The organism is Pseudomonas sp. Leaf58 (assembly GCF_003627215.1).
Taxonomy (GTDB): Bacteria; Pseudomonadota; Gammaproteobacteria; order Pseudomonadales; family Pseudomonadaceae; genus Aquipseudomonas.
Window position 1 is genome coordinate 314,344 of sequence record NZ_CP032678.1, and the last position, 25,845, is coordinate 340,188.

Here is a 25,845-nt window from a genome sequence, read left to right on the forward strand (position 1 = left end):
TATTCTTCTCTCCAATGCAGGTGGGTAACATGAAGCGTGCCATGGCAATGGTTGGTCTGACGCTGGCGCTGCCAGGTTGCGGTGATTCGAGCCAGATCAGTGAAATTCTAATTGGCGGCAAGGTCATCGGAACCCCTCCATTCCAGCTGCCAGGCCCGGTGTACGCGCTCAAAACGTCGCCGGATCGAACTGCGCCAAACGGCACGGCCTGGGCGTTCGAAGCTGCCTCATGGAAGCCCAAGGGCTGGTCGCTTTGGGTCACAGCCAATGTCTACTCAGCGTACGTTGCGCCGAAAAACGACCAGACTTTCCTGCGCAATGGCTTTGGCCGTGCCGAGTCCGCGATTGAGCGCAGCGCCCAGGAGAGTCGTTTTCTGGGGGCAGTGAGCCAGTGGACGAAGGCCAACAAGGTGGCGCTGGAAATTAATTTCATGGGTTATGATGCGGCGCCGCTGCCAGGAAACTGGGCGCATCCCTCCAAGGGTTATTTCCTGACACATAAGCACTCACCCTGTGACAAAGCCTTTCGCCTGTGCGTGAACAACTATTTCGCCTCCCCCGTGCAGAGACTGCCCGAGAGCGGGCGCCTGGCATTCAAGGACTGGATAGCACCCTTTTTGGCCATGCCTGATGACGAGTCGTCGATGGGCAAGCGCTATGTCATCGCGGCCCAAGGTGGCCTGGAAAGCGCCGACAGCCCATTTTTTGACTGGTGGCCAACCATGGTCTTCCTCGTCAACCCCGAAGGCAACGTGGTGCGCGCCTGGCTCCCGCAAAAGAATGACCGCGCTACCGCCGATCGGGTCAAATATGCGATCATCAACGAGATGGGCGGCAATTACGCTGACCTCAAGGTGGCGGACGACGACTCCAATCCCGGCGTTCCCGCCCACGCCTATTACGGCAAGGATTTCATCAACGCTATTACGGATAAAATGGTCGGAAATCAATGATGAAAACCCTCCAGTTACCCGAGCCGATCCTCACTGGCACCCAGCGCTCCTACACCATCAGCAGCCTGTGGCAAGGGACTGCGGCTCGCCCCAATCAGACGTCTGAACGCCAGCTGCTGAACCTGGTGCTGCCGTCCTGGCAACGCCCGCCCTGCTGGAGCAATGAGCAGCAGATTCGCTTTATCGAAGGCATCTTCTTGGGCCTCGGCACCGGCTTCTATGTCATCAATGGCCGCGAGTACGGCGACGATGGCAAAGACTTGCCGATGTCTGGCTGGCTGCTGGATGGCCAACAACGCATCACGGCAATTGCCCGGTTCATCAACGATGAAATCGCCGTGTTTGGAGGCATTCGCTATAGCAGCCTTAGCGTGGCTGAGAAGCGTCGCCGCTTCGAAAACATCGTGTTCCCCTGCATTGAGCTGGAGTACCAGGCTGACGAGACCCTGCTGAAGACGCTGTATCGCCGACTGAACTTCAGCGGCACCGCTCATACCCTTGTGGATCTTGCTTTGCTCGATGAGACCCGTGAAGCCCCGCAGGACTGAAGTTTGTACAACCCAGGAGCTACCATGCCAAGTGAAGAAACCGTTAACCTTGCGAGCAACATTTACGTTGCCCCTTGTTTGCAATGCGGCGGAACAGACATTGCTTTGTTGCACAACCACGATGCATCGTTCAACATGGGCGGCGGAAAGTGCAAAAAATGCGGTGCCGAGGCCCTTGCCGAGCTGAGCATCAACCCCAGGGCGGGGCAGATGGCGGCTGCCTGGAATGCCCAGAATGATACCCAGACATTGATCCGCCAGGAATTGGGGATTATTGCTCAGGCCCAGCGCAGGGTTCTGGAACTGAAAGCCAAGCCCTGGCACGTCGAAAGCTGAATGGGGCTCAAGGTTATTGATTGATGCGGGTCAAGCAGCGACTTTCCGCACTCACCGGCTGCAGCAATGGATTGACCGCAACCTGTATTTGCAGCTTTTATGGAGTTGCCATCCTGGACAACCTGCAAAAGCCTTGCACACCGAACTGAGATACCGCCATGAGCCACGCCACCCCTACAGCAGCAGAGGTGCTAGAAGCGCTGCTGCAGTACATCGACACGGGCACCTGCGCGTATGGGTATGCCGGCAGTCATGAGCGGCTGGGAGTTGAACAGAAGGTGCAGCTGTACCGTAGCTCGCCCTCCAAGCTGGTGCATGGCATTTGGCTGATTGATGCCATTCATCGCATGCAGAATCCCGCCGCATTCTCAGCCAAGTTCGAAGCCATCTTGAAATTGGTGCCCCGTGGCCTAAACCCATCAACCATCCGCCAGCATCTGACCGACACCCTGTTGTGCACGGCGGTTGTCGATAATCGCGAGCAGGCCCGGCATCTGGAGGCGGTGTGGGAACTGATCAATGCAAATCCCAAGTCAGTGTTTACCTTCAACCTGAACAGGCTGGCGCTTATGGATATCCATCGCCTGGCCCTTGAGTATGACGGCTTGCGGCTCAGCGGCGCACCGAATACCTGTTACCTTGCCTACGCGGTCATGCAGTTTTCACCTGACGCATCCGAGCAATGGAGCTTCACCCCTGAGATCAAGCAGGAGGAGGCCGCGTTCCTCAAAGGTTTGTTCGAGGATGGCCACGAGCATATGGCCAGGCGTAGTTTGTGTTCAAAAATCACCTTTTTGCGTAAACACTACTCCCCGGTGACGGCCCGCCTCGCCCAGGCCTACGCAGAGTACCTGACCCTAAAGGTCATAGAAGGGGAGGCTAAATTCAGCCTTGATCCTCAGCTGATCAGGCTTTTGTTCGAGGGTAGACAAGTCGAACACCTTTACCAGGCGTTTGTGCAAAAACTCGCGCCAGGGCCCCTGACCATTCATGGCGCCGAGAAGTATCAGGCGATCTTGGAGCAAGCCCGGCAAGTGCTGCAGGTGGTAATGAAGGCGATCAAGCCTGGCCAGCACGATGAGATGCTGGCGCTGCAGATCAGCCGCCAGTTCGACGTAAAAAAGATGCAAGGCTCCGCCCCGCTCCTGCTCGCCAACTACTTCCGCTGGGTGGCAAGCATTGCCCACAACTGGCCCGTTGTTGTTACGGCGCTATTGACCAATAGAGGCACTGGACTGGAGCTGCAGCGGGCCCAGAAGGCTACCGCTGGCACGGCCTGTCGTCTGGCCATAAGTTACCTGATCAATCCGCGTGATGTGACACCACGGCCCACAGAGGTTTACAAAACCCTCGCCGAAGTGGTGGTGCAGGACACCTATACGCTCAAGCTGGCAGGGCTGGTGCTGCACAATCGCAAGGATCGCAACAGGGCGATCGAGACGCTGTACGCCATCACCCAGGACGCCAAGCTGCTGGACATGATGCATGATTCGTCGCTTGAAAATACGCTCGCGACCGAATTGGGCTTATAAGCGGCACTGAGCACGCCATTGCGGGTTGACCCGGCTGGATATTAGCTATGGTTTACCTGTATATTGCATTGCCAGTTTAGCAAGTCAGTGCCACACGCTGCTCGCTTATCCGCCTTGAGGACAGAACATGGACTACACGACCGAAATCCGCCACAACTGCCTGATTGCCTATGGCAGCATCCCCATTATGGAGTTGGTTCGGATTATCCAGAAGGCTCCAGAAGAGGCCGACATGGATCTTCGACTTCAGCGCATGCTGGGTGCTTCACTGGTGAGGGGGTTGCCCGAAGACTTGAAGCGGCTGGCCGCTGACCCCTATGTCCTGGAGCGAGCCACTGAAATTGCCCGCCAGGAGTTGGGCTACAAGACGGTCAGCGCCGAGGCGTTTAACTGGCTGGTGTCTGGCGAGCGCGGCTCTAGCTCAGAGCATCTGTTTTCGGTCGTGCTGGGGGTTGAATTGCCGGGCAAGGGGTTTCCTGCTGACCCCGCTGATTTCTCGCGGTGCCGCAAGCTGTGTGAACAGGTTCCTGAGGTCGCCAGCAATCTGCAGCTGATGAAAGCAACTTCGACGCAATGGGCGCGCCTGATCGATCAATGGGACAGCCTCTGCATCCTCATGGACAGCGAGAGCCCGCAATGGCGAGAAGGGGTTGGCAGCGCGCCGAAAACCTACAAGTCCATCCAGGCGCTTTAGCGTGCCAGCCCGCTTTTGATGGAAAGCTTACGGCTCTGGAAGGTCAAATTCCAGCTCAGGCTCAGCACTCGCCGCACCGCTCGGCAACACGGTGTTGTAGCCATTGGCAATGCAGTCGAAGTGCAGGATCCAGTGGCGCTCGCGGTCATTGATGTAGGCGGCCTTGTTTGGATGATCATCCGGCAGGGCGATGGTTTCGAGTGCCTGGAACTGCCAATCTGTCAGTGGCGTGGATTTGATAACCTGGTGGAATTTGGACTCGCTTGGATACGTCAGGTGTTGCCACCAGCGCAGGGTGATCGGCCTGATGGTCTGACCCACATAGCACTTGCCTGTGGAGAGCTGGCGGATCAGGTAAATCACTGCCGGTAGTTTGCCGCTGCAGACCAGGTCGTAATCCTTGATCCGGCGCAAGCGACCCTCTTCCGCACAGCTTTGTGAGCAAAAATCCGGGCCTGTATCGCGTTCGGCAGGGTTGTTGAATTTGTCGATGATGCGGAAACGGGCCGTGCATTCCTTGCAATCCAGAAACGCAAACCGCCGTCGCATGACGTCATCCTCCGGGAGGATTTCACTGATCGACAGCAGAAAGGCATGGTTTTTCAGGTCTTTCGTCAGCACACGCAGTGGAAACTGCCGCCCGTACTCCTCTTCGATCAGCAGCTTGGCCGCCTTTTTATTCGGGGCCTCGACCTTGTCGGAGAACAGGGGTGGCCATTCCCAATTCGAGTTGAATGCCCCCATCCCCAGCTGATCATCTGGCAAACGTCCTTTGATCTGGTAGTAAAACTCTGGCACGCCTAATCTCCTTTTTCTCTTGCTGGTCAGTGGCCAGCAAGCAACCATTTGTGCAATAACCAATATACCGCGAAGCCGTTATTCGGCCTCGGTCTCCGCCACGGGCAATGTCTTGATCTGCTCGATCTTGCGGATATAGACCTCCAGGCCTTCGAGCACCGACCCGTTCTTCGCCTCATGGCTGACAAACCGATGGATCTGCGCACTCGGCAGCCGCTCGGCAAACAGTGCCACCAGCAGGTCACGGTTGGTCTGGCAGTCACGCAGGCACTGGCCATCCCCGTCACGCCGATCAAACAGGACAAAACCTCGATCGACCAGGGACTGCTCCCACAAAGCCTTTTGTTCCTTGTCCGAAATCGGGGTCGCCGAATTGGTCAGCGGGTAATGCCCAAAGAGCCGGCAGGAAAAATCAGCTTTACAATTATATTGACCAAATTGGACTTCCCGGACATGGCCAAACCCGTCCAGTTTCCACCATCCATCAAGCTGCTCAACCATCGAAGCGAGGGCTAGCTGCACATTGGCAGGATCTTGGGTGCTACCGATCAGTGCTTCCAGCCTGTGTACCTCCATGTTTGCTCTGCGCAGATCTGCATGGCGCTCTTCACTGTCCGCAGCCGCCTGAGTCGCAACTTCGAGCAGCTCGCCCAAGGCCTTGATATGGCTTTCAGTGATGTTCAGTACGCTGGATGCCAGGCCTCGCGTCAGGCTGGCGTCTTGGCTCTTAAACCAGAGCAGGGAGCCCAGGTTCTGCTGGATCTCTTGACCGTGCGCTGCAGCACCGCATCCTGATCTGGGTTCAGGCTGATGTGCGTTTCATCGAATTGCGACTCATGTAATTCCATTGCTCAGCTCGCTCAGGGTGCCAGGTTTTGGGCTGGCACCGCAATTATTGGACAAGTTCGTGACCCTCCAGTTAACCACCGCGTGTTGCGCCTGGCTGGATCTTCTCAAGCTTCATTTCACGAATGAATTTGTTCAGGTGGCCCAAATGCGGATTTCGACCACCTGAAACAGCGCGGGAATACACCTCACAGCAAGCTTTTATATAAGCCAAGCTGTCCGACCCACCTAGTTTTTGGGTCTCGCAATCTCCCGCCATACGTACATCTCCTCGGTGTGATTGATTACCTGCAGCATAGCATTTCAGGCAAGCATTACAGACGTCTATTTAGCCTGCCACATTGCCATATTTCAACCATTTAGGCCATAATTGTAATGGCAGCGTGGAGCGATCGGCTTCTTTAAGCAGGTGACTCTTCAGGGGGCCAGTAACGCTGGATGACCAATCGACACCCCTGTTGACTTGGTAGCGCCGGGTGGAAATGGCCAGCCACGCGGGCACACGGCCACTCCCAGGGAGCGATCTCTGGGATTTTCTTTGCCTGAGGTGGGAAATGACTTGCTGGGCCGCGCCTGATCCTGAATCAGCGTCCAGTCGAGCGGCAATCTAGCGCAAGATCAGAAGGGCAGATCCCTGCCGGATATCTCATAGCCAGGGTCTTCAGGCTTGCGGTCGACCGGTGCCGAATAGGGGAAGCCCATGTCATCGGCAAACGAGATGGTGCGGGTGAAGATTTTGCGCTTCTCCTGCTCGCTCAGGTCGCTGATGAAGCGGTTCTGATTGTTAGCCAAGGACTGCCTGACATCGTCTCGCAGGCGATCGACCAGCGCCTCGACCTGCGGGGTGGGGCAGCCCTTGCCAGTGCGGGCCATGGCCAGCCAACGCTGCGCAGTGATCTCATCGCGCACGGCCTGCATCGCCGGTGTCACCTGAGCGCCTGGCTCATCCGGGTTGACCAGGAAGCCATTCCGTTCGAAATGGTTGGCCATGGTCTCGCGCATGATCTTAGCAATCTCGGCCACTGACTTTTGCGTCATCGCCTTAGGATCAATGCCCTTGAGCAAGACATCCATGGCCCACACGGTGGTGTGATCCTGATTCTTCACCGAGATATCGGCCCGTCGCTCCAGCCGGAGCATATTGCTGAAAGCATCGAAGGTGCCGGTTTTCTGCGCGTAGAGAAGCACCATGCCGAGGTCGCCGGCTGTCTCCATCACGCTGCTGAAATACTGCGGGTCGAACTCATGCTCATTGCGGATGTTTACGCCATCCTCAATGTTGTACAGGCAGTGGGTAAGCTCATGCGCGGGAATGACAAAATCCAGAAGGTTCCGGTTCATGATCGTCGGGCTATTGGGGTTGTCCGTCCCAAAGTAAACCTTCGAGATGTTCCATGGTTTGGCGTAGCTTCTTATGACGCAGCCATTGGCCTCCTGCCCCGTTTCAGTGCGAGAGGCAAAGTAGGCCCTAGCATTCATCTGCACCTGGTCAAGCTCTGCAGGTGTGGCCCGCCAGGCATCCAGAACCACGCGAACACTGCGCATGAACGGTACGTAGGAAGAAAACTGCCCCTGCTCAATGACATTGACCGGGCCCAGGTTGCCCTCAAAGCGCGTGCCCTCCACTGGAATGGGGTTGATTAGGTCGTTGGCGCGGACAAGGTGCGCAAGGCCTGGCACTACACCGGCTATGGCGAGACTGATCACAGCGCCGCCGATGAATTGTTGAGGGCGCTTGATCAGGGGGCGGGTTTTGAGCTTGGCCGGCAGGTTGAACAGAATACTTGCCTGCTCGCCTTGAGAGACAGCAATCACCTCATCCACTTGCCGCTTATTGTCCACAATCACCACCAGAAGTTTTTTGGAGAAGATAGCGTCCGTCTAGCGCTCTGACGGTTCGCTTATTTCCCGACTGGTGATTATTGTAGAGAAGGCGAAAGAGGGCATGCAAGGCCCATAATTATCGGGATTTCCGCCTGAATGTGCTCTGCTGCGCGAGTTGAGCGCGGCTACAGACCCAGGTCACGGCCCAGGGCTTGCTCCCAAAGGTCTTCCGGTAAATGCTGGCCGGTGGTCTGAAGTTCCTCTCCAGTGACATTGAGCAATAACATGGTGTCAGCGCAAAGCCGCTCCGATTTTGCAAGACAATCAATGGTCAACTGACGGATCGGGGGCGTGAGCTGCAACAAGGTCTTTTCTGGAAGCTTGGGCCGCATCGACGGAATCCAGCTTTGGTGAATTGCCCAGTATTTGTAACGTGCGGCAACTGAGGCACACACCCCACTGATAAAGACAGCAGCCTCGGGCGCATTCAAGGCGTCAAAGTCCACAACCCTTTCGAGCTCTTCGTAGGGTATGCTGGGCAACGTGGCTGCTGGATTTAGCACAGCTTTCAGGCCATCGGTATAACCCCCCTCACGGGCTAGGAGATTGGCCTGCACTTCGTGCGTTGCCCCACCTCCAAGTGCGTCATCGAATCCGATGTTGAAACCAGCGCGGCCCAAACAGTCCAGCTGGAACGCCAGCAGTGACTGTGGATTCCAGCTTCCTGGGTGGTAGATCAATGCCAATGGCCCGCCCAGCAGCTTGCGGTGCTGATCCCCAATCAACAGATGCTGCCTGATAGCTTGACCGGAAACTTCATCACGGGCTGGCGCCAGTCTCCGCAAGGCTTCAGGGTCAAAATAGAAGAGATTGATCAACACGCCGCGAAACACAGCATCACCCAATACGGCATCTATTTTCAGGGCCTGGCAAATTGCTGTCATGACAATGCGCAACTGCTTGATGAGGCGTTTTGTCCCAACCCCCTCCAGGTGGCAAAGGAGTCCGATCGGATACACCGCCACGTTCACACAGGTTGCCAGCTCATTGCCTGTGGCGACCCTGCCATTTAAAATGTCTTGGATTAGGTAGCGTGAAACTTGGTCAAGGGTCACACCGTGCGCCACTTCGCCTTTGAATACCGCGACAAACAAGTCATACAGCCCCACGTCACCGCTACGATTGTCGCCTTCACGTACCTGTGGGCGATGGTTCGCCCGGATATTATCAATGTGTTCTTGCGTATATCGGCTGACTGGATCAGTGCCTAGGGTGGAACGCCGGCCTTTCCCAAAGATCTCAAATCCACAGCGTGCATAGATGGATGAATCAAATCTTTTGCCGGCCTCTGAGGTTATATACAGCACATGCACCAGCCGTCGAATGACCGACAGCTTGGCATCGAACAGTGGCATCAGGGGTGGCAGGCCTACACCGAGCATGATATGCCTTGGGTTGATCAATAGATGCTGATCGACCAATCGCTCATAAAAATCAGTCAGGGTGTCCTGACCGTAGCTGTGCAGGAACGCCAGGCAAAATGTCAGGACGGCGCGTAGGTCGGCGCCGTTACACAGCCGGTTTTCCAGAAATTCATGGTGAAACGCCCTGAAATCACTGGCACTTTGATGGTGCCATAGCGCAATGCGCCTTGGCAGGTCGGTGTCGTCACCGGGCAGTTGTTTTCGGCATGCGCGGGAGTACTCGCCGATCAGGGCAGTCGTTTTTTCGCCGAAGGCGTCTGCTGTGAAATTTTTGAAAATGATGGTCATCAAGACCTCGAACCTTGCGCAATGGCAGCTACGTTAGCAGCTTCTGGATTCAATGTACTCGCTAGGCTGTGCAGCGCTCAGGTGGCGTTTTGTCCTGGCGGGCACAGCAACATGTCTTGCTTGATCGCCAGGAACCTGAGCGCAGCATCTCGTGTAGCCGCTTCCAGCGAGTCTGCGGTGCCCCAACTGTAGCCGTTGTAGGCGCTGCCGATCTCCCATGCCCAGGTTTCCGGGTACGAGGCAATGATGCCCTTACCAATGGAAAGCTCGATCGCACTGTCCGGCATTTCGGTTGGTGACTCGTTGCCCAGTCCTGCACTGAATTGGGCCAGCTGGGCTGCAGCCTCGGCATAGGCATCCATTTGGGATGCCGCAACACCTCGGCGCAGCGCCAGGTTGTCGCCGTAGATTTCCCAGCCCCAGGATTGCGGGGAATCTGGACTCAAGCCCAGCGCCACTCTGAGGGTAAGGGTTTCTTCCTTTTCGCCGTTGGACATAGTGCAGAATCTCGCAGATTAAAGTGGGGGTGTTGATGTGCTTGCCAATATACATGATAAGTAAAAAAGGCGCTCGATGAGCGCCTTGTTTACAATCGTCTGCACCCTCACGGCTGAGGGTCTACCTTCACCTGTTTCGATTTGCGAGAGGACAGCAGCATGAAGAACAGCGGCACGAAGATCGTCGCCACGAAGGTTGCGGCCAGCATGCCGCCAAACACGCCCGTGCCCATGGATTTGCGTGCGGCGGCCCCGGCGCCACTGGACACCACCAGTGGGAGCACGCCGAGGGTGAACGCCAGAGAGGTCATCACGATGGGGCGGAAACGTAGCTTAGCCGCTTGCAGCGAAGCCTCGATTAGGCCGACCCCCTTATCGAGCTGTTGCTGTGCGAACTCAACGATCAGAATGGCGTTTTTTGCAGACAAACCGATCAGCACCACCAGGCCGATCTGGAAGTACACGTCATTGGGCATGCCACGTAGCAGAATGGCCCCGAATGCTCCGAGCAGGGCGAAGGGAATACTCAGGATCACGGCCAGCGGCAGGCCCCATTTTTCATACTGCGCCGCCAGGATCAGGAACACCATCACGATGGCAAATCCGAAAGCCAGGTAGGTGGTGGAGCCGCTGTTTTGCTCCTGGTAGGCCTGACCTGTCCACTCGACATGATAGCTGTCAGGAAGCACGTTGCTGGCAACCACTGCGACTGCCTTGATTGCGTCACCGGAGCTGACGCCCTTGGCGGCACTGCCAGTGATCTTGGCGGCGACAAAACCGTTGAAGCGCTCCAGGCTTTCCGGGCCGTTTTTCATTTCTACCTTGACCAGCACCGAGAGCGGCACCAGCTCATTCGCCGTGTTGCGCACATATAGCGCAGTGATGTCTGTTGGCGCACTGCGGTACTGCTGATCGGCTTGCACCTGGACGCGGTAGGTGCGGCCCGAGAGGTTGAAGTCGTTGACGTAAATCGACCCAATCGTGCTTTGCAGAGTGCTGTAGAGGTCTTGCAGGGACACACCCATGGAAACGGCCTTCTCCTCATCGACATCCACATACAGCTGTGGCACTTGCGCCCGGTAGAAGGTGTTGATGCTGGCGAAATGCGGATCTGCCTTGAGCGCCGCCACCAGCTTGTCCAGTTGCTTGGCCAGCGACTGGGGATCCCCGTCATCACGGTTTTGCAGGTAGAACTCAAACCCACCGGTCGAACCCAGACCCATGATCGCGGGCGGGTTGAACATCATGGCCAGGCCATCGTTCATGCTCATACCAATGCCCATGAACTTGCCCGCGATGTCCATCGCGGTCACTGTGCGCTCGTCCCAGGGTTTCAAGGCCACGAACAGGGCGCCGGAGTTGCTTTTGTTGCCGCCACCGATGAAATCCATGCCACTGATGCTGAAGACGCTTTTCACGGATTCATCAGCCATCATTTTCTGGCGAAAGTTCTCGATGAAGGCCGTGGTGCGCGAGAGCGAAGCGTTGTCTGGTAGCTGAATCGAGCCCATCAGCATACCCTGGTCTTCCGCTGGCACAAAGCTGGTCGAGGTGGTCTTGGCCAAGGTCACGGTGCCGGCGCAAACCAGCAGGAATACAAGGGCGGTGGTCACCTTGTTTCTAAGGGTCTTGCCCACCAACCAGGTGTAGCCAGAGGTGAGACGCTCAAACCGGGCGTTGAATCCGGCGAAGAACTTGCCCTCGACTTTGTGAGGCTTGAGCAGCAGGGCGCACAGCGCAGGCGTCAGGGTCAGCGCAACGACACCCGAGAGTGCGACCGCCAGCGCCACCGTCACGGCAAACTGTTGGTACAGGGTGCCAGCAATGCCCCCCAGGAACGACACAGGGATGAATACCGAGCACAGCACAAGGACGATCGCCACCAATGCCCCTGAGACCTCCTGCATGGCCTCTATCGACGCCTGGCGGGCAGACAAGCCCTTCTCATGCATGAGCCGCTCAACGTTCTCCAGCACGACGATGGCGTCATCCACGACGATACCGATCGCCAGCACCATGGCAAACAGCGTGAGGGTATTGATCGAGAAGCCCAACACCCAGAGGCCGGCAAGGGTGCCCACCAGCGACACCGGCACCGCCAGGATCGGAATCAGGGTTGCGCGCCAGTTCTGCAGGAACAGGAACACCACCAGGATGACCAGAATCATGGCCTCAACCAGGGTCTTGATCACCTCGTCAATCGAAACACTGATGAAGGTCGTGGTGTCGTAGGCGGTCTTCACCGACACGCCGTGTGGGAACTGTTTGCTCAAACTGGCCATCTTGGCCTTGACTGCATCGGCGACATCCAGGGCGTTAGCACCGGTCTGCAGGTTGATGCCGAGGCCAATGGCTGGAGCGCCATCCATGAACGTGGTAGACGAATAACTCTGCGCCCCGAGCTCTACGCGGGCAATATCCTTGAGGTGTACCACGCCTTTCTGCGCGTCCTGACGCACGATGATGTGCTCGAACTGTGCCGGGCTGATCAAGCGTCCTTTGGCGGTGACGGTGAAGGTCAGTTGCTGGGATCCGGCGACAGGCTCATCGCCAATCTTGCCGATCGCATTTTGATTGTTTTGGCTGGCAATCGCCGACGTCACATCGGTCATGGTGATGCCCAATGCGGCCATTTTTTCCGGGTTGATCCAGGCACGCAAGGAATAGCTCTTTTCACCAAAGATTTGCACATCGCCCACGCCTGGTACCCTTTTGAGGTCATCGACCAAGTTCAAGGAGGCGTAGTTGGAAAGTTCAAGGGCCGAGCGGCTGTTATCTGGGGAAACCAGCGCCAGCACCATCAGCATGTCACTGCTGCGCTTGCGCACGGTGACGCCATTGCGGTTCACGTCCTCGGGCAAACGTGCCGTGACGGCCTGCAGGCGGTTCTGAATATCCACCACGGCCATGTCGATGTCTGTGCCAACCTCGAAGGTCGCGGTCAGTCGCATGCCGCCATCGGAGCTTGAGGTCGAGTTGTAATACAGCAGGCCAGGCACGCCGTTGAGGACATCTTCGATCGGCGCGGCGACCACCTTGGCCAGGGTCTCAGCACTGGCCCCGGTGTACGTGGCGCTGATATTCACCGTGGGCGGGGAAATGGCGGGGTATTGCATCACCGGTAAGCCCAGCGAAGCCAGGGTGCCGGCGATGATGATGATCAGGCTGATGACCGTCGAGAAAATCGGTCGCTTGATGAAGAAACTGGTCATTTTGCATCCTTGTTTGCGGCGTCATCCTGAACCACCTCAACAGGGGCACCCGGATAGATTTTCAAAAGGTTGTCCAGGACGACTTGGGCGTTTGCTTCAAGTCCGCTCGCCACCTGGTATTCGGTGGTGCTCCAGCCGTTGTTGCCCACCGCCTGGCGCTGCGCCTTACCGTCCTTGACCACATAGACGTAGGGCCCGGCTTCTGACTGCTGAACGGCCTTCAAAGGGATCAGGCTGACATCGGCTAGGCTGGCCCCACTGACGGTCACCCGCACGTATTGGCCCGCCTTGAGTCGGTCATCGTCGTTACCCAGGGAGGCCCTGAGCGTCACGGTACCGTAGCTGCTGCTGATCTCGGGCGAGGTGTAGTCCAGCTTGGCATCGCCCACGACCGACCCATCCTCAAGCAACACATTGACCTTGGCATCGTCCAGTCCGGCAGGGAACATGGCCTGGTACTGGAGCTGAGACAGGGCAAAGGTCACCCACATGGGGGAAACCGCCGTGAGCGTCACCAGGTTGTTGGAGGGCGAGAGGTAATCACCCACCGACACCGTTGCTATTCCCAGCTTGCCGGAGAAGGGGGCCTTGATCACGGAATCCGCCATCCCTTTGCGGGCGATATCGCGGGCGGCCAGGGCGGAGTTGACCCTGGCCTGCTCGACCTGAAGGGTGCTCAGCGCGTTGTCGTAGTCCTGCCGGGCGACGGCTTTGTTTGCCAGCAAATTGGCTTGCCGGCGCTCTTCGCGCAGGGCCTGGTCGAGGCTGGCGCGGGCGCTCTGCAGCTGGGCATCGGCCTGTTTCAAGGCAAGGTTCAGGTCAGTCTGTTCCAGAGTGAACAGGACTTGCCCCTGCTCCACGGCATTGCCATCGGCGAAGTGCTTGGCTTCAAGCAGGCCGGTGGTCTTGGCCTTGATATCAACCTGGGCCGAGGCGACGGCCTGACCCAGTACCGTCAGCGTGGGGGTATAGCGTTGCAGGTCGACGTGTTGGGTGTGGACAGGGGTTGCGGTCGGGGCGCGGTGGTTCTGGGATGGCGCACCGCTGTTGCCGCAACCTGCCAGTAAAATAGCGGCGGACAGGGCGCAGAAGGCCTTATATGCTCTCATTGGGCTCTCTTTTTATTCTGGAATTGTCTCAGCTGGGTATATTTTGGCGTTCTGCGGCTGATAGGGCAACGGTTTTGTTGGATATTGAAAATGGCTGGGCGGGGATGAAGGGCATTGATCTGCACAAACACCCCTGAGTTAGGACTCGCGCCAGTCAGGGGCAGACACACCTCGCAATATATCGGCCCGGCTGAATCTGCGCGGCGCTCGACTTCTGTAGATCCTGGCCGGCATAAGCGGGACTGGATTACTCGGATTAGTGCTAAATTGACTGCCTTAAGGGTCTCCGGTAGAGTCTATGGACACCCAGTGCGAGTAGATCCCATGTCGATGCCTCACCTGAATGCTAACGAACAAATAGTCTGGGAGGGTAGACCATCCCAATGGAACAACGCAGGGACGTTCTTTGCCGCCACGCTGTTCTGCTGGATGGCATTCCCGCTGCTGATTGCCCTGTGGCAGTGGCTGGTGGTGAAAAACACCCGCTATGTGCTGACCAATCAACGCCTGTTCACCTACCGGGGCGTGTTGAACAAGCATGCTGACGAACTGGAGCTGTACCGTGTCAAGGACTACGCCTTGTTCAAGCCCTTTCTAATGCGCTTGGTGGGCCTGGGCAACGTCTCCCTGGTGACCTCCGACCGCACCACACCGAATGTTACGCTTGCGGGTATTCTCGAATCCGAGAAGGTGCAGGGCATGATTCGTAACGAGTCCGAAGCCTGCCGCATTCGTCGCGGCGTTCGCGAATTTGACGCGTAAGGAATTCACCATGATTCATACTCAGGCCTTTCACAAGGGTCAGTCGCAAGTCTTGCGGGGCGAATGCAAGGGACTGCTCGATGAGCTTCGCGAAGAGTGCGGCAAAGGTGAGCCACGAAAACACAGGCTGCTGACAGCACTGCCGGCAGTGCTGGTCAACAGCTTGACAGTCATGGCGATCATGGCGCTGTGCGTGTTCGGCCTTTTTGCTTTCCTCATCAGCGGCCCGCTACCGCCTGAAGCCCAGGATGCGTTGTCAAATCTCTTTGCCATCCTGCTCGCGGGGTGTGTGATCGCAGGTTATGCCGTTTGCGCGTCGTATGAAACAGACTTGATCCAACTAAAAGAAGTGACGGCCTATTTCTACGAACGCTTTGCTTCCAAAGCGAAGGAATTCCCGGATCTGGCGATGGCAGTGGATGGACAGGAATTTCTCACGAATCAGGAGGCGGCATCCGCGCTACGCCGCCTCATTCGTCGCCTGGATCAGGAGATTGTCTCAACAGGAGCGGGAAAGTCGCAGGACGCCATGCGGCGTAAATTTCAAGAAGTCTCCCTGCGCGACAAATCCGAACTCGCGCCTTGAGACAGCCCAACGGCTCTGAAAGGCCCGATGCCAAGCTGCATTGTTCGAGTCTGCGCCTGGGGCTTGGTTTCACAAGTGAGCCAGCTATAGCCAGAAGGCGCAGGTGGCACTGTCAAAACCCTTCGCATCCTGAACCCACCGCGAGGCACCAACCCTGAAAACGATTGCAACAAAGTGCTTGCTGGTGCTGGCGTGCTTGCTGATGTTTGCAGGGATCAGCGCTTGCACCCTCGGCTTCGTGAGTGATGATCAACCGACCCGAATATTTCTGGGAATCTTGGGGGCGGGCTGGATGTTCGTAGTTGTCCAAATCGTCATGCATCGTCTTGATGACCCCAACAGCCCAGATTACCGTCACGTAGAGCCTCAGGAACGCGTTGCTGTGGTGAAATGGTTTTGCCGGTATCTGCCGAAATGGCTGCGCTACTGCCTTGGATTTGCTTTGGCCACTGCCCTGGCCGTGCTTGTGGCGTATGCAGCAGGCCCTATTGGCATCTTCGTCTGGATCGGCGCCACACTCGGGGCTGGAATCACCTTTGAGCACAAAGAAATAGCCGCTGACACTGCAGTCTGTAAGGAATGACCTGGGAAGCAGCAAAAAAGCCATTTCGGTTATTTGACAAATTGGCAATTGGGGCGTAGAATTTGTTGCTTGATTGGCTGGCAGCCCGTTGACCAGCCAATGTTCATGAATAACACAAGGAGAACCTTTTCATGGATCAGCATTTTCGCACCAATGACACCGTTTATTTCACCCTGCCACAGTCCTGCGACAAGACGCCTTCCCAGGTTGTACCTGGCGTCGTCAAGGAAGTGTTCGGCTCGTTGATCCATGTTGAGCTCGCTCGTAAAAAGCGCGGCAACTGGACGTACGAGTTCCGCTCTGTGCCCCACCTGTCCCTGAGCCATCGCCCCAAGGGCTCGGCGCCGATGGACAACCAGCGCCTGCCAATGTCCTTCGGCCAGGTCTGATATCGCCCAGCCATTCCACCTTGAGCATCGATCTGCGAGGTTTTTCATGGTCTCTGGGCAGTTGGGTGCTGCGGCGCCGCAAACGCTTCCACCCTGCATGATCGGCGACGTCCGCGAGTTCGTGCAGGGTATGAAGGTTTATTGGAATTTCAAAAGCCTTGGCGGCAGGGCAGTGCAAAACATCCCGGCCATTGTGAAAAAGGTCATGCCCACGCGCATTCGGATCGAGTTCATGGCCTGGGAAGCGGGCGGATGGGTGGCGCGCACACGCACCATTGCCATTACAAATGTGTCCCCGCGTGATGCCCTGGTACCCAGGATTGATCAAGCGGGCAGCGGTGTAAAATCAATCCCCGCCTACTGACTATCTGCCCAACGAAAGCCCGCTCTCAGGTGTGTGCACCCGATGCTTGGCTCGCTCCTGCTGAGGCACATCCACCGCAATGCCCCGCCCCCCCTCGTAACTGACATCGTACGGCTGGCCGACTTTCGGCTCACCCTTGAACAGGCTCCGAGCGTGCTTCACGATGCCATCGTCGGAAAATTGCCACACGTGTCGATCGTTGACATGCACGATCGCACTGGAATATGCAGCCGATTCCCGCGTTTGGGTTGGGTCTTTGGCATCGGCAAGCTGGTAGATACCCCTTGGCAAACCTGCCTCCGGCTTAACCTCCAGGCACACCCACTGGCCGTCGATGACCATCTCAATCTGGCGACTGCCATTCAATACACAGATCTTGAGCGAGCGCTCAGGCTTCATCAGCACCGAAGGGAGATACCCTTTCATAACCACCTCATTTTTTGTTTTTCTTTGATTGTACCGGTTGATGTGGTAATAAATCTATTAATCGACGAGATCGTCGCTATACCCAATGGCATCAGATCCAGAATCCGGGTCGTTCTCAGTGCAGACACCCTTGCGAACCAGCCTGGCCAGCGCCTGGCGCTCGTGAAAACGCGCCCGTGAGTTGACAAACTTCTTGGCGCCGCACTTGTCCCTGGCGATCCCGCGCTTGCCGTTGGTGTGGCTGGTGCACGTTGCATACGCAGTGACTTCCCTGTCGGAAAGCTCCAGGCGGCGCGAGTTGCCACCAACAATGTAGCGAGCAAAGACAGCCCTGGGGTCGCGGGTTTCTTTAAAATTGCGTCGATGATTGGTTTTCATGTACCACCTTCAAACGTATGTGTTGAACCAGGTTACGAAACGCCGCCAGCGGCTGTGATCCTGGGGTGCTGGCGCGGGCGGCGACTGGGTAGGCTCGGCTGGTCGCGGCAATGCCTGTTTGGGGCCGTAGCGCTCCTCCCGCCAGGGGTTGCCAATGTCATGGTCGCCACGCTGCTCCCAATAGCCAGGGATCTTCTCCTGCAAAAATTCAATGCGCCTCAGCCATTTCGGCGACTTCCAGAAGTACAGGGAGGGGATGACCAGGCGATAGGGCCCGCCATGCTCCGTGCTGATCGGGGCGCCATCGTAGGTGTGTGCGAGCATGGACTGTGATGCCAGCAGATCAGACAGGCGAACGTTGACCGTGTAGTCATCTTCGCAGTGCAGGAGGACGTAGGGGGCGCGCTCATCGATCCCAAGGCCTGCGACCAGGTCGGTCAGGAGGACACCCTCCCATTGGCTGTCCAGCCGTGTCCAGCTGGTGACACAATGGATATCGGCGCTGATCCTCGACTGAGGGAGGCTGGCGATCGCCTGGTGATCGAGCACCCTGGGCTGCCTGACGCACCCCCAGTGCCAACGTCCACGCCTCGATCGCGATCTCGGGCTGTACTCCCAAATCCAGCACAGGCAAGCCTTTCACCAGGCCTTGCCCCGGTGGAATGCGCGAATTTCCCGGCTGGGCCTTATCGCCCGTGAGGAAGCGGCCTTCCTCGGCAAATTTCAGTTTGGCGGCAATCAGCTTCCCAGGATCTTTCACGGCGATGTTCTCCCAAACCCGCAGGGCCGAGGCCCTCATTCAAAATGACGAGGCGACGCACAGTCCTAGCCAACCTTCTGACAGAGGTTTGTTCCCGCAGGCCTTCAAGTGAAACGCTATTGTCGCCTCAATCCCGCCACGGGTAAATGCCTTATCGGCTATTCGGGTTAAACATATATTGACCGATTAAGAAATTGTCCCCATCATGTGCGCCACTGACGCCGAAGCCTATGCCGACAAGATGCACTACACCCCGGAGCAGCTTGTCCAGCTTCGTGCGATCGACAAGTACAGCGAGGCCTGTGCCAAGTCGACCTGCCAATGGCGCCATGCCGGTGACCCTGCCTGCTGCGAATTGAGCGCGCAAGGCCTGGCACCTGCTGCCAGGCAGTAGGTTGTCATAGGGCCAGGTGCATAGGTGTGCACAGGGTCTTACCGGAATAAAGGCAATATCCACTTAACCGATAGTCGTGACACCAAGGAGCATCCATGAACTTGATCAAAACCCTGCCGCTGGTCTTCGCCCTCATAGTCGGCGCGGCCCATGCGGAACCGAACAACGTAGTTATCTCGATCGACGCCCCAGGTCTTTCTTCGGCACTGACGACCCAAGTTGGTCGTTCGGCCACGGTCAGCTCGGGCGAATTGCAATCTCCTCCCAGCCAGGCGCTCTGCATTACCATGGACGTGAACCCTGCCGAGGGCCCGGACAAACTATCTGTCGTGTTGAATACGGTCAGTGCAACCACGGTCACCGTTCTACCCACCAACAGTGACGCCACCGGGGTCAGGGCTTACGTCGGGTTCACGGAACAGGCGCTCAAAGACCAAAAGTTGGTCGCAGCCAGCAAAGACTGTACCTTGCCCACAGGCATGACCAGCTCGACCACCAAGAGCATGTTTGTTGAATTTGTCTGGGGGGAGCCGAAAAAGATCGACCTGCCAGATGGCCAAGCCCTAAGCATCACGATCAACAACCCAGAAGCTGCAGGTCAGTAGCAGAGCCTCACGGTGCCAGCCCCTTGTCTCGCGCCTGACCTGGCAATCAAGCTTCGTCAGGCGCCGAGGTATCAGCGGCGGCGGTGGCCCTCAGGTGAGCCTGAGCCAATTTCACTAGGCTAAGCTGATAGGCGACTGCAATAGTGGCAAAGCCGAGGGTAATGATCAGCGAACTGATCACGTCGAACGAGAAAAATCCAAGCCCCTCGCTGAGTTTTGTGGTGATCCGCACCAGATGCATACCAGCAAAGAATGCCAGCAGCAAGGGGATTGCCACTTGGGCGCTGGGTCTTCGGTATTTGTCTGATGGTGCCATAATCTTCTCCTGTGCTGCTCGATCGCCAGTCTTCTGTCGAACTGGCGTCTTGCCGTTGGAATAGTCAGAAGGTTCAGGAGCCAGACTTCTCAGAAGCGGCCTGTTCCTGGATGTGTTCATTGCCTTCGGCTGGAATTGCCCTGCGCATTTTTAATAGGTAGGCCACACCCATGCCTGCGAACCCCAGTGAAATTAGAAAGTTGCCAGCCACTTCGGTCGAGAGGAGATTGTGGCCCTCGTGGATGAAAGTGGCGGTTTTGACCAGGTTGATCCCCGCACAGGCAATCCACACCAGGCCAAATACAAGGTCGGCGTTCCAGCGTTTTGTTATTGTTTTCATGTTATTTTCCAGTTGTTGTTATTGTAGATTCAGGAGCACACGACCCGAGGGCCGGGGTACTCGGCCAGGGCATTGTCCAGTCGGTCTTGGGCGTTACAGTGAGTGCAGGCTTTGTCGGCTCGGGGCTGGCATTTGCCGTGCGGGCGCTTGATGTCGTACAGATCCTGCATCACCCCGTGATACAGTGCCGATTCCTCGCGCAGCCGCACTATATTCACGGCGCGCTGCACGCGCAGTTCACGCTGTGGCTGTTCAAGCGAAATGATCATGGTTCGATGAATCGAACCCAGTTTCCAGGTGTGCAGATGCGCCTCTTGCGCATTCAGGAAGGGGCCATAGGCCGTTACGCCGGTCTCCCACAGACTGCCCTCGATGATGAGTGCCCTCGGGCTGTGCGCAAGCGCCTGTCGACGCTCAGGCGCCTCCAGTGCATACTGTGCCGCGACCTCGCTGGCCAGGGTCGTATCGAGGGCAAGCGCCAGGTGACCGCTTTCGGCAAGCGCCTCGTCACTCGGCGTATCGCGGGTGAACCCAAGCAGCCTGATCCCCTGGCCGAACGCTTCGGGCCGCTGGAATATGGCGTAGTGGTGCAGGGAGTGCATGTGGCCTCCAGGGCAGTCGGCATGTTCCAGCACGGCTTTGCCGGCTGGGCTGCTTGTCGCGGTCGTCGCGCCTTGGGATTGTGGCGCTGCCAATGCTTCGGACTGGACATTGATCGCAAAAACGGTGACCGGCTCTGCTCCAAAATGCGGATGCGTCAGCGTGATTACGCGAAAGCCTTTCCAGGGCAGTCGCAGCCGCCTGGAGGCGTCATCGCGGCGTGGGTAGCCTCGCGTCAGCTCGATGCACGAATAGTCGCGGCCCTCCAGGCGCTTGCGCCAATAGGGCGTGACCAGGCGATATTCCTCCTGTTTGGTACCAGCCAGGATCGCGTCGAAGTATTCCCCCTTGAGGGCCAGGGTCAGCGTTGTCATGGTTGGTAATCAACCTCGGGGCAGTCTGCAAAGGGATGGGTTTTCATCATTCAACCGAACAGATCCGCCGTCACACCTGGTGCGGATTGTGCGTCTTGTGCGGACGGAACGGTGGGGGCGTTGGCCTCAGACGTGTTCCGATTAGTCCGCCAGGCTGTGGCCTCCTCAGGAGTTCCCAGGCGACCCGTGGCCCTGCGCATTGCACACATGGCGCCCGCTTCGGCCCAGGTGATCGCCACTGCACCGTTTTTGATGGCAATGGCCTTTTTGCTTTGGGCGATGTCGTAGTGACTGTGATGGCGGGGTGGTGCCTGATGCCAACGCCGGGCGACGCCAATCGCGTCCGCCATCGCATGCAGCTCTTCGTCGCTGTCTGCAATCATGTGGCACATCACCATGTTGCCGAATTTGGCCTTCATGTCGTCAACGTAGACGGTCATAGAACAATCCCTTCGGGTGCTGTCTGTTTGGCTGGGCATCGAGGACGGTGAGCCACAGGGCAAACCTGTCCAACAGAGAATTCAATATAGCATATAAGGCGTCAACGGTCGCGGCCAGTTTCCTGCCCAGGCATCACGAGCTCTCGATGAGCAATTGATTGAGCGCGAGCAGCGGCTGATCCACCTTGTCGTGCTGGTTGATTGAGCGTTTGAACACCGCATTGAGGTCGCGATGAAAGGTGTCCAGGCGCGCCGAGAGCTCGCGTAGCAGGTTGTGTTGGCCAAGGTCGTAGTAGAGGATGACCAGGGTGCGAGCGTGCGGATCATCAGGATCTTGCGCCCTGTTTCCAGGCGATTTCGGCAGTCAACGTACAAGTCGGCATTGAAGAGCAGCGGGTTGTTTCCTGTGCCGTGACCTACAGTCGAGCCGGCCTCCCTAATGTTCTCCAGCGAATCGAAATGCAACCCGAGGAACGTGCGATGGGTGGTACCGGTCTCGGGCTGAACGACCTCGTAGAAATGAACTACTCCAACCAATTGCATAAGCAAATGGGTGGAGTTTCACGGGCTAACAGCTCCCGTCTCGGCCTGTTCCACACCGGATAGGCGCTACAGGTTTCCCATGCAGAGCCCAATTCAAAGCCACTCGTGCCGAGGCCGCGTCTCGCGGCTCGCGATGCCCACAGGGGCACTGATGAATACGCTCAGCCAGGGTCTTTTTTACTACCTGCCCGCAGGCAGGGCAGGTCTGACTTGGCTTCGCTTTTCGGGTCGGCACGTCAACGAATTCGCCACCAGTTTCCTTCACTTTGTAGCGAATCAATTGATTGAATAATGCAGGAGCCGTATCGAGAATTTCTCGATTCAGCCCGGATTTCTGTGCAACATTTTTTCCAGGCGCTTCCAGGTTGCCCTTGGCACTGCGGGTCATGTTCCGTACCTGCAGCTCTTCCATGGCGATCAGCGCATTGTGCTCTGCCTGGCTGGCGCTGACCTTGTGAAGAAAGTCCAGGCGCTGCCGAGACTGTTGGGCACGGGCGGCGCCAAGGGCTTTGACGGCCCGTTTCCGACGCTGCGACCCCCGCTTTTTACGCGACACGGCTTGTTGCAGCGCGGCGATGTATTCTGCTGAACAGCGGTGGTAGCGAGGATTCTCTATCACCCGATGCCCGCCGAATTCATCGGCGATGGTCAGGAACTGGGCAACGCCCCAGTCGATACCCACCGCCGCGTCAGACGTACGTGTGCGCTCGATAAGTTTGGGTTCGACCGTCAACGAGAGCCACCAGGTGCCATTGCGAAACAACAGATCCGAAGCACAGACACGCCCGCCCTGACGGGCGCGGCCCCGACAACGGATATGGCCAACACCACCGATACGCAGAGAACCGTGCTTCCAATCTGCGCCAGGGGTAAACCGCCAGCCATCACCATGGCCCTTGAAGCTGAAACCGGGGTAACGCTGCAGGGATTTGAAGCGCGGGTAACCCGGTGTTTCACCGGCTTTAATGCGCCTGAAAAATGCCTGGAACGCCTTGTCCAGTTTGCGCAAGGTCATTTGCTGGCTGGAACAGTTGGCAAACGTCCATTCGGGCAAGCTCTGCCGAATGAGGGTCAGTGACTTGCATTGATCAGCGTAGGAGATGGATTTGCCGCATTTCTGCCAGGCCTCAGTGCGTTCCTGCAGCGCGGCGTTGTAAAGTTGCTGATGACTGCGCAGCAGTTCGAGCAGCAGGATTTCCTGCTGTTTCGAGGGGTAGAGCTTATAGCTCACCTTGCGCTTTTCAGTGTCATCGGCCAAGATGGTACCATGACTCAAATCCATGTAAACACCCTAAACCATTGCGCGCATTCACTCAACTATCATTTGGTTATGGTGACTAAATACCGCAAAAAATGCCTGACCGGAGCGATGCTCGATGAGTTTTCGCAACAGGCCCGTGAACGCTGCTTGGCGTGGGGCGGAGAGGCGAAGGAAATCAATGGTGAGGTCGACCATGTTCACCTGCTGATCGAGCTGCCTCCGTCAGTGGCCATCGCTGATTTTGTCAACGCCTTGAAGACGGGCACCAGTCGACGCCTGCGAAATCTCTTTGCCGACCACCTGGCTCAGTTTTACCAGAAGCCAACGCTATGGAGTCGAAGCTATTTCATCGCGAGCTGCGGAGGCGCCCCGCTGGAGGTGATCAAACAGTACGTGCAACAACAGGAAAGACCTGGGCACTGACGTGCCCGCGATTCCCCTCCACCCAATTCCATTGGAAATGGATGGAGCCCCCTCGCTTCAGGTGGGCATTGAGTCCTCCTTGTTATCCATCTCGATTATAGTGATAATTGGTTGATCGGAAAAGCCGACCATTTCCCCGACCGCCCGGTGCCTCATGAAAATTTCGACCTTGATCTTGGGCCTGACCTTGGCCTACTCCGCACTGTACGCTCATGCCGGTGACAAGCCGGCGCCGATCGAACTGCCTGCCATCCACATCACGGCGCCAGCGCCTGATGCGACAGAGACGCTCCAGACCACGGATGCTGAGCTTGCAGCTGATCAAGCAGACGAGCAACCAGCAAATGATGAGAAAGCCGGCAAGCCCATCATCTACTGAGCGCCTATGAAGTCGCCCCATGCGTTATCAACGGGCTTCTTAGGTCAAGCTCCGGGTTTACCCTGCGCCTGGCGCGGTACGCTGCCATCGGCATGAGCCCATCGGATGGCTGAAAACACTGGGGCAGTAACTCCTTAAGTGATATATTGGGTTGAAGCCCAAAGAGGAGACCGCCATGCTCGGCCCCATTACAGCTCAGCGACGCAAAAGAAAGCATGAACGCACTCTGTCCCTGCTCTCGACCATTCAACAGCATTACCCGCTTGCCTTCCCGCCCAAGAACACCACCCCGGTGTACCCCCTGAATCCTGGCATTGAAAACGAACTCAAGCACGGCCTGGCCGTGCGGCAGATTGAAGCCTCCGAGGATGAAATCCAGCTGGTGCTGGCCCACTGGTGTGGCCAGAAGTTCTACTTGAAGGCCTTTGAAAACCAGACCTTCCGCGTCGACCTGACAGGGTTCGAGACGTTCCCGCTCACACAGGAGGAAAAGGAGCGGGCGTTTGAACGCAAAAAAAATCTGCTGAAGAAGAGGGCCCAGGCATGAGCTGCAGCCTGGATGACGTCAACCTCATCATTGTCCACCAGGGGCAGAAGCGTTATTGGGCAGGGGTCAAGACCTGTGGCCATATCCTGATGGACGAACGCCTGGGGTTGTGGGCAGATAACCCGGAACCGGATCTGTCGTGGATCTCGAAGTCGACCTGGGGAGAAATGCTGGAGGCCATTGAGACACCGTTGGTAGAGCCGGTGTATGGGAGCATCACGGTCGATTTCGATGCGAAGCACATCATCGATCGCTCAGGCTTCGGCCTTTTTTTCGACTTGAACCTGTCCTGGCTGGCCTTGACCTGGCGCCTCCCCCGAGAAGCCCCAGTCACCAAGAAATCCTTGCGGGGGCATTTGCGAGCAGGGCGCGTGCAGTTGATCGAAGCGTGCGACTTGCGTGATGCTTGCCGGACAGGCGAAGTATTTCCCGCCCTCCTGCCGAAAGCCGAGGCGTTTGCCGAGGACAAGCTGGCTATTGGCTCCTGGTATGCACGGTTCAAGCTACCAGAGGGATGGGTGTACTGCGCAGCAGTAGAGGATGACGGCGTCGCGGGCTAAAGCCCAAGATCCAGGGCCAGCGCTTCGACCACCAGGTCGCTCTGCATGTGCTGCACGAATCGGGGCTCTCGGGTCAGCTTGTAGAGCTTGAGCAGGGTGGCGTCATTGAAGGGGCTTGGGTCAAGACTGGAAAGGTCGTGGCGCATCAGCAGTGTCCCGCACCAGGCCTGGTGCAATTCACGCCACGACCTTTGCTTGAGTGAGGCGGGGATGCGATCGAGGTAAAGCCCTACGGCTTGCTCTGCCGGCACCGCCTGGCCATCCATGGGTTTGCCTGACAAGACGCTTACGACTGCACGTTCGAGCCGTACGCCCAAGTCCAGCAGCATGTCCTGGTACTCCCTGAACAAGGGGAAGCCGTCCTTCATGCGAAAAAGGGTGTGGTAGTTGTATTTGAAGGCGAGAATATTTTTGAAGGCGAGGGTCGCTACAGCCTCATCGATCCAGTCATTGGTCAGCACTGAGTCTCTAACTGCGCGATACCGTCGCGCCGAACTTCAACCGCTGAGAGCGGGCTACGCAGAATCAGGTTGTCCAGGTGGCGCAGGGCACAGGCTACATCGTCAATGCTGTTCACTTAAAGCTCCTTTGGCGCAGTGCTCATATTGTACTGATGCCCTGGTATCCCGAGTGAAGGGCACCTTAAACAAAAACGAAACAAGAGTTTCGTTTTCATGGGTTTTTCGCCTTGTTT

Annotated in this window: 32 protein-coding genes and 1 pseudogene; 16 read left to right on the forward strand and 17 right to left on the reverse strand. The window is 57.2% G+C overall.

The window, feature by feature from the left end:
* The first annotated feature begins 29 nt into the window (after positions 1-29).
* The 5 genes from DV532_RS26890 to DV532_RS26910 all read left to right on the forward strand — a co-directional run bounded on the left by DV532_RS26890 (position 30) and on the right by DV532_RS26910 (position 4,063).
* Positions 30-953: a hypothetical protein gene (locus tag DV532_RS26890; RefSeq protein ID WP_056799213.1), complete on the forward strand. Its 924-nt coding sequence runs from the start codon at positions 30-32 to the stop codon at positions 951-953.
* The gene (locus DV532_RS26895) at positions 950-1,501 is read left to right on the forward strand and encodes a DUF262 domain-containing protein (protein WP_236707504.1); all 552 of its coding nucleotides are present in this window, start codon (positions 950-952) and stop codon (positions 1,499-1,501) included. The genes DV532_RS26890 and DV532_RS26895 overlap by 4 nt, the downstream gene beginning before the upstream one ends.
* A 24-nt stretch (positions 1,502-1,525) precedes the next feature.
* Positions 1,526-1,837, forward strand: a complete 312-nt coding sequence (locus DV532_RS26900; protein ID WP_056799207.1) for a hypothetical protein — start codon at positions 1,526-1,528, stop codon at positions 1,835-1,837.
* Positions 1,838-1,995: 158 nt separating this feature from the next.
* Complete coding sequence (locus DV532_RS26905; RefSeq protein ID WP_056799205.1) at positions 1,996-3,369, forward strand: hypothetical protein; 1,374 nt, start codon at positions 1,996-1,998, stop codon at positions 3,367-3,369.
* Between the two features lie 127 nt (positions 3,370-3,496).
* Positions 3,497-4,063 (forward strand): hypothetical protein, encoded by a 567-nt coding sequence (locus DV532_RS26910; protein WP_056799204.1) that lies wholly within the window; start codon positions 3,497-3,499, stop codon positions 4,061-4,063.
* Positions 4,064-4,090: 27 nt separating this feature from the next.
* Here the strand turns inward: DV532_RS26910 and DV532_RS26915 are convergent, their stop codons facing one another.
* The 7 genes from DV532_RS26915 to DV532_RS26950 all read right to left on the reverse strand — a co-directional run bounded on the left by DV532_RS26915 (position 4,091) and on the right by DV532_RS26950 (position 14,121).
* A complete protein-coding gene (locus tag DV532_RS26915) occupies positions 4,091-4,861 on the reverse strand; it encodes a hypothetical protein (protein WP_056799201.1) in 771 nt (256 codons plus the stop codon).
* A 78-nt stretch (positions 4,862-4,939) separates the two neighbouring features.
* Positions 4,940-5,515, reverse strand: a complete 576-nt coding sequence (locus tag DV532_RS26920; protein ID WP_162949001.1) for a hypothetical protein — start codon at positions 5,513-5,515, stop codon at positions 4,940-4,942.
* Between the two features lie 810 nt (positions 5,516-6,325).
* Positions 6,326-7,531 carry a hypothetical protein gene (locus DV532_RS26930; protein ID WP_156675944.1) on the reverse strand — a complete coding sequence of 402 codons (1,206 nt, stop codon included), beginning with the start codon at positions 7,529-7,531 and terminating at the stop codon, positions 6,326-6,328.
* Between the two features lie 185 nt (positions 7,532-7,716).
* Positions 7,717-9,303 (reverse strand): hypothetical protein, encoded by a 1,587-nt coding sequence (locus tag DV532_RS26935; protein WP_056799193.1) that lies wholly within the window; start codon positions 9,301-9,303, stop codon positions 7,717-7,719.
* Positions 9,304-9,380: 77 nt separating this feature from the next.
* Complete coding sequence (locus DV532_RS26940) at positions 9,381-9,800, reverse strand: hypothetical protein (protein WP_056799190.1); 420 nt, start codon at positions 9,798-9,800, stop codon at positions 9,381-9,383.
* 107 nt (positions 9,801-9,907) lie between these two features.
* Positions 9,908-13,012 carry an efflux RND transporter permease subunit gene (locus DV532_RS26945; RefSeq protein WP_056799187.1) on the reverse strand — a complete coding sequence of 1,035 codons (3,105 nt, stop codon included), beginning with the start codon at positions 13,010-13,012 and terminating at the stop codon, positions 9,908-9,910.
* A complete protein-coding gene (locus DV532_RS26950; protein WP_056799183.1) occupies positions 13,009-14,121 on the reverse strand; it encodes an efflux RND transporter periplasmic adaptor subunit in 1,113 nt (370 codons plus the stop codon). The genes DV532_RS26945 and DV532_RS26950 overlap by 4 nt, the downstream gene beginning before the upstream one ends.
* A 324-nt stretch (positions 14,122-14,445) precedes the next feature.
* Between DV532_RS26950 and DV532_RS26955 the strand changes: the two genes are divergently transcribed.
* The 5 genes from DV532_RS26955 (at position 14,446) to DV532_RS26975 (ending at position 16,805) form a co-directional block, all read left to right on the forward strand.
* Complete coding sequence (locus DV532_RS26955; protein WP_082476820.1) at positions 14,446-14,883, forward strand: PH domain-containing protein; 438 nt, start codon at positions 14,446-14,448, stop codon at positions 14,881-14,883.
* 10 nt (positions 14,884-14,893) lie between these two features.
* Complete coding sequence (locus DV532_RS26960; RefSeq protein ID WP_056799177.1) at positions 14,894-15,469, forward strand: hypothetical protein; 576 nt, start codon at positions 14,894-14,896, stop codon at positions 15,467-15,469.
* A 196-nt stretch (positions 15,470-15,665) separates the two neighbouring features.
* Positions 15,666-16,052: a hypothetical protein gene (locus tag DV532_RS26965; protein WP_162949002.1), complete on the forward strand. Its 387-nt coding sequence runs from the start codon at positions 15,666-15,668 to the stop codon at positions 16,050-16,052.
* Between the two features lie 131 nt (positions 16,053-16,183).
* Positions 16,184-16,441, forward strand: coding sequence for a hypothetical protein (locus DV532_RS26970; protein WP_056799170.1), 258 nt, complete (start codon positions 16,184-16,186; stop codon positions 16,439-16,441).
* Between the two features lie 97 nt (positions 16,442-16,538).
* Positions 16,539-16,805 carry a hypothetical protein gene (locus DV532_RS26975; protein WP_156675943.1) on the forward strand — a complete coding sequence of 89 codons (267 nt, stop codon included), beginning with the start codon at positions 16,539-16,541 and terminating at the stop codon, positions 16,803-16,805.
* Here DV532_RS26975 and DV532_RS26980 read toward each other — a convergent pair whose 3' ends face one another.
* From DV532_RS26980 to DV532_RS26990, 3 genes are read right to left on the reverse strand one after another with little or no spacing between them, the layout of a single operon-like run.
* Positions 16,806-17,231 (reverse strand): KfrB domain-containing protein, encoded by a 426-nt coding sequence (locus tag DV532_RS26980; protein ID WP_056799165.1) that lies wholly within the window; start codon positions 17,229-17,231, stop codon positions 16,806-16,808.
* Between the two features lie 57 nt (positions 17,232-17,288).
* Positions 17,289-17,609, reverse strand: coding sequence for a hypothetical protein (locus DV532_RS26985; protein ID WP_056799163.1), 321 nt, complete (start codon positions 17,607-17,609; stop codon positions 17,289-17,291).
* A gap of 9 nt (positions 17,610-17,618) precedes the next feature.
* Positions 17,619-18,158, reverse strand: a complete 540-nt coding sequence (locus DV532_RS26990; protein WP_201785243.1) for a molybdopterin-dependent oxidoreductase — start codon at positions 18,156-18,158, stop codon at positions 17,619-17,621.
* Between the two features lie 416 nt (positions 18,159-18,574).
* Here DV532_RS26990 and DV532_RS26995 point away from each other — a divergent pair, with 416 nt between their 5' ends.
* Both DV532_RS26995 and DV532_RS27000 read left to right on the forward strand, forming a co-directional pair.
* The gene (locus DV532_RS26995; protein ID WP_056799161.1) at positions 18,575-18,763 is read left to right on the forward strand and encodes a hypothetical protein; all 189 of its coding nucleotides are present in this window, start codon (positions 18,575-18,577) and stop codon (positions 18,761-18,763) included.
* Between the two features lie 95 nt (positions 18,764-18,858).
* Positions 18,859-19,368 carry a hypothetical protein gene (locus DV532_RS27000; RefSeq protein WP_056799159.1) on the forward strand — a complete coding sequence of 170 codons (510 nt, stop codon included), beginning with the start codon at positions 18,859-18,861 and terminating at the stop codon, positions 19,366-19,368.
* 46 nt (positions 19,369-19,414) lie between these two features.
* Here DV532_RS27000 and DV532_RS27005 read toward each other — a convergent pair whose 3' ends face one another.
* From DV532_RS27005 to DV532_RS27025, 5 genes and pseudogenes are all read right to left on the reverse strand, one after another.
* Positions 19,415-19,684 carry a hypothetical protein gene (locus tag DV532_RS27005; protein ID WP_056799156.1) on the reverse strand — a complete coding sequence of 90 codons (270 nt, stop codon included), beginning with the start codon at positions 19,682-19,684 and terminating at the stop codon, positions 19,415-19,417.
* A gap of 73 nt (positions 19,685-19,757) precedes the next feature.
* Positions 19,758-20,024, reverse strand: a complete 267-nt coding sequence (locus DV532_RS27010; protein ID WP_056799153.1) for a hypothetical protein — start codon at positions 20,022-20,024, stop codon at positions 19,758-19,760.
* Positions 20,025-20,728: 704 nt separating this feature from the next.
* Positions 20,729-20,998 (reverse strand): annotated as a pseudogene (locus tag DV532_RS31305) (ASCH domain-containing protein); the annotation flags it as partial.
* 50 nt (positions 20,999-21,048) lie between these two features.
* On the reverse strand, positions 21,049-21,438 hold the full coding sequence (locus DV532_RS27020) for a DUF4031 domain-containing protein (RefSeq protein WP_082476818.1): 390 nt from the start codon (positions 21,436-21,438) through the stop codon (positions 21,049-21,051).
* A 568-nt stretch (positions 21,439-22,006) separates the two neighbouring features.
* Positions 22,007-23,239 (reverse strand): RNA-guided endonuclease TnpB family protein, encoded by a 1,233-nt coding sequence (locus tag DV532_RS27025; protein ID WP_162241130.1) that lies wholly within the window; start codon positions 23,237-23,239, stop codon positions 22,007-22,009.
* Between the two features lie 9 nt (positions 23,240-23,248).
* Between DV532_RS27025 and tnpA the strand changes: the two genes are divergently transcribed.
* From tnpA to DV532_RS27045, 4 genes are all read left to right on the forward strand, one after another.
* Positions 23,249-23,665, forward strand: a complete 417-nt coding sequence (gene tnpA / locus DV532_RS27030; RefSeq protein WP_056799149.1) for an IS200/IS605 family transposase — start codon at positions 23,249-23,251, stop codon at positions 23,663-23,665.
* A gap of 154 nt (positions 23,666-23,819) precedes the next feature.
* Positions 23,820-24,044: a hypothetical protein gene (locus DV532_RS27035; protein WP_056799146.1), complete on the forward strand. Its 225-nt coding sequence runs from the start codon at positions 23,820-23,822 to the stop codon at positions 24,042-24,044.
* A 175-nt stretch (positions 24,045-24,219) separates the two neighbouring features.
* On the forward strand, positions 24,220-24,591 hold the full coding sequence (locus DV532_RS27040) for a ProQ/FINO family protein (protein ID WP_056799144.1): 372 nt from the start codon (positions 24,220-24,222) through the stop codon (positions 24,589-24,591).
* The gene (locus tag DV532_RS27045) at positions 24,588-25,151 is read left to right on the forward strand and encodes a hypothetical protein (RefSeq protein WP_056799141.1); all 564 of its coding nucleotides are present in this window, start codon (positions 24,588-24,590) and stop codon (positions 25,149-25,151) included. Before DV532_RS27040 ends, DV532_RS27045 begins: the two co-directional genes overlap by 4 nt.
* On the opposite strand, the gene DV532_RS27050 is transcribed toward DV532_RS27045, so the two are convergent.
* The gene (locus DV532_RS27050; protein WP_120715448.1) at positions 25,148-25,612 is read right to left on the reverse strand and encodes a hypothetical protein; all 465 of its coding nucleotides are present in this window, start codon (positions 25,610-25,612) and stop codon (positions 25,148-25,150) included. The genes DV532_RS27045 and DV532_RS27050 overlap by 4 nt on opposite strands.
* Positions 25,606-25,728 carry a hypothetical protein gene (locus DV532_RS31020; RefSeq protein WP_256659173.1) on the reverse strand — a complete coding sequence of 41 codons (123 nt, stop codon included), beginning with the start codon at positions 25,726-25,728 and terminating at the stop codon, positions 25,606-25,608. Before DV532_RS31020 ends, DV532_RS27050 begins: the two co-directional genes overlap by 7 nt.
* Between the last annotated feature and the right edge of the window lie 117 nt (positions 25,729-25,845).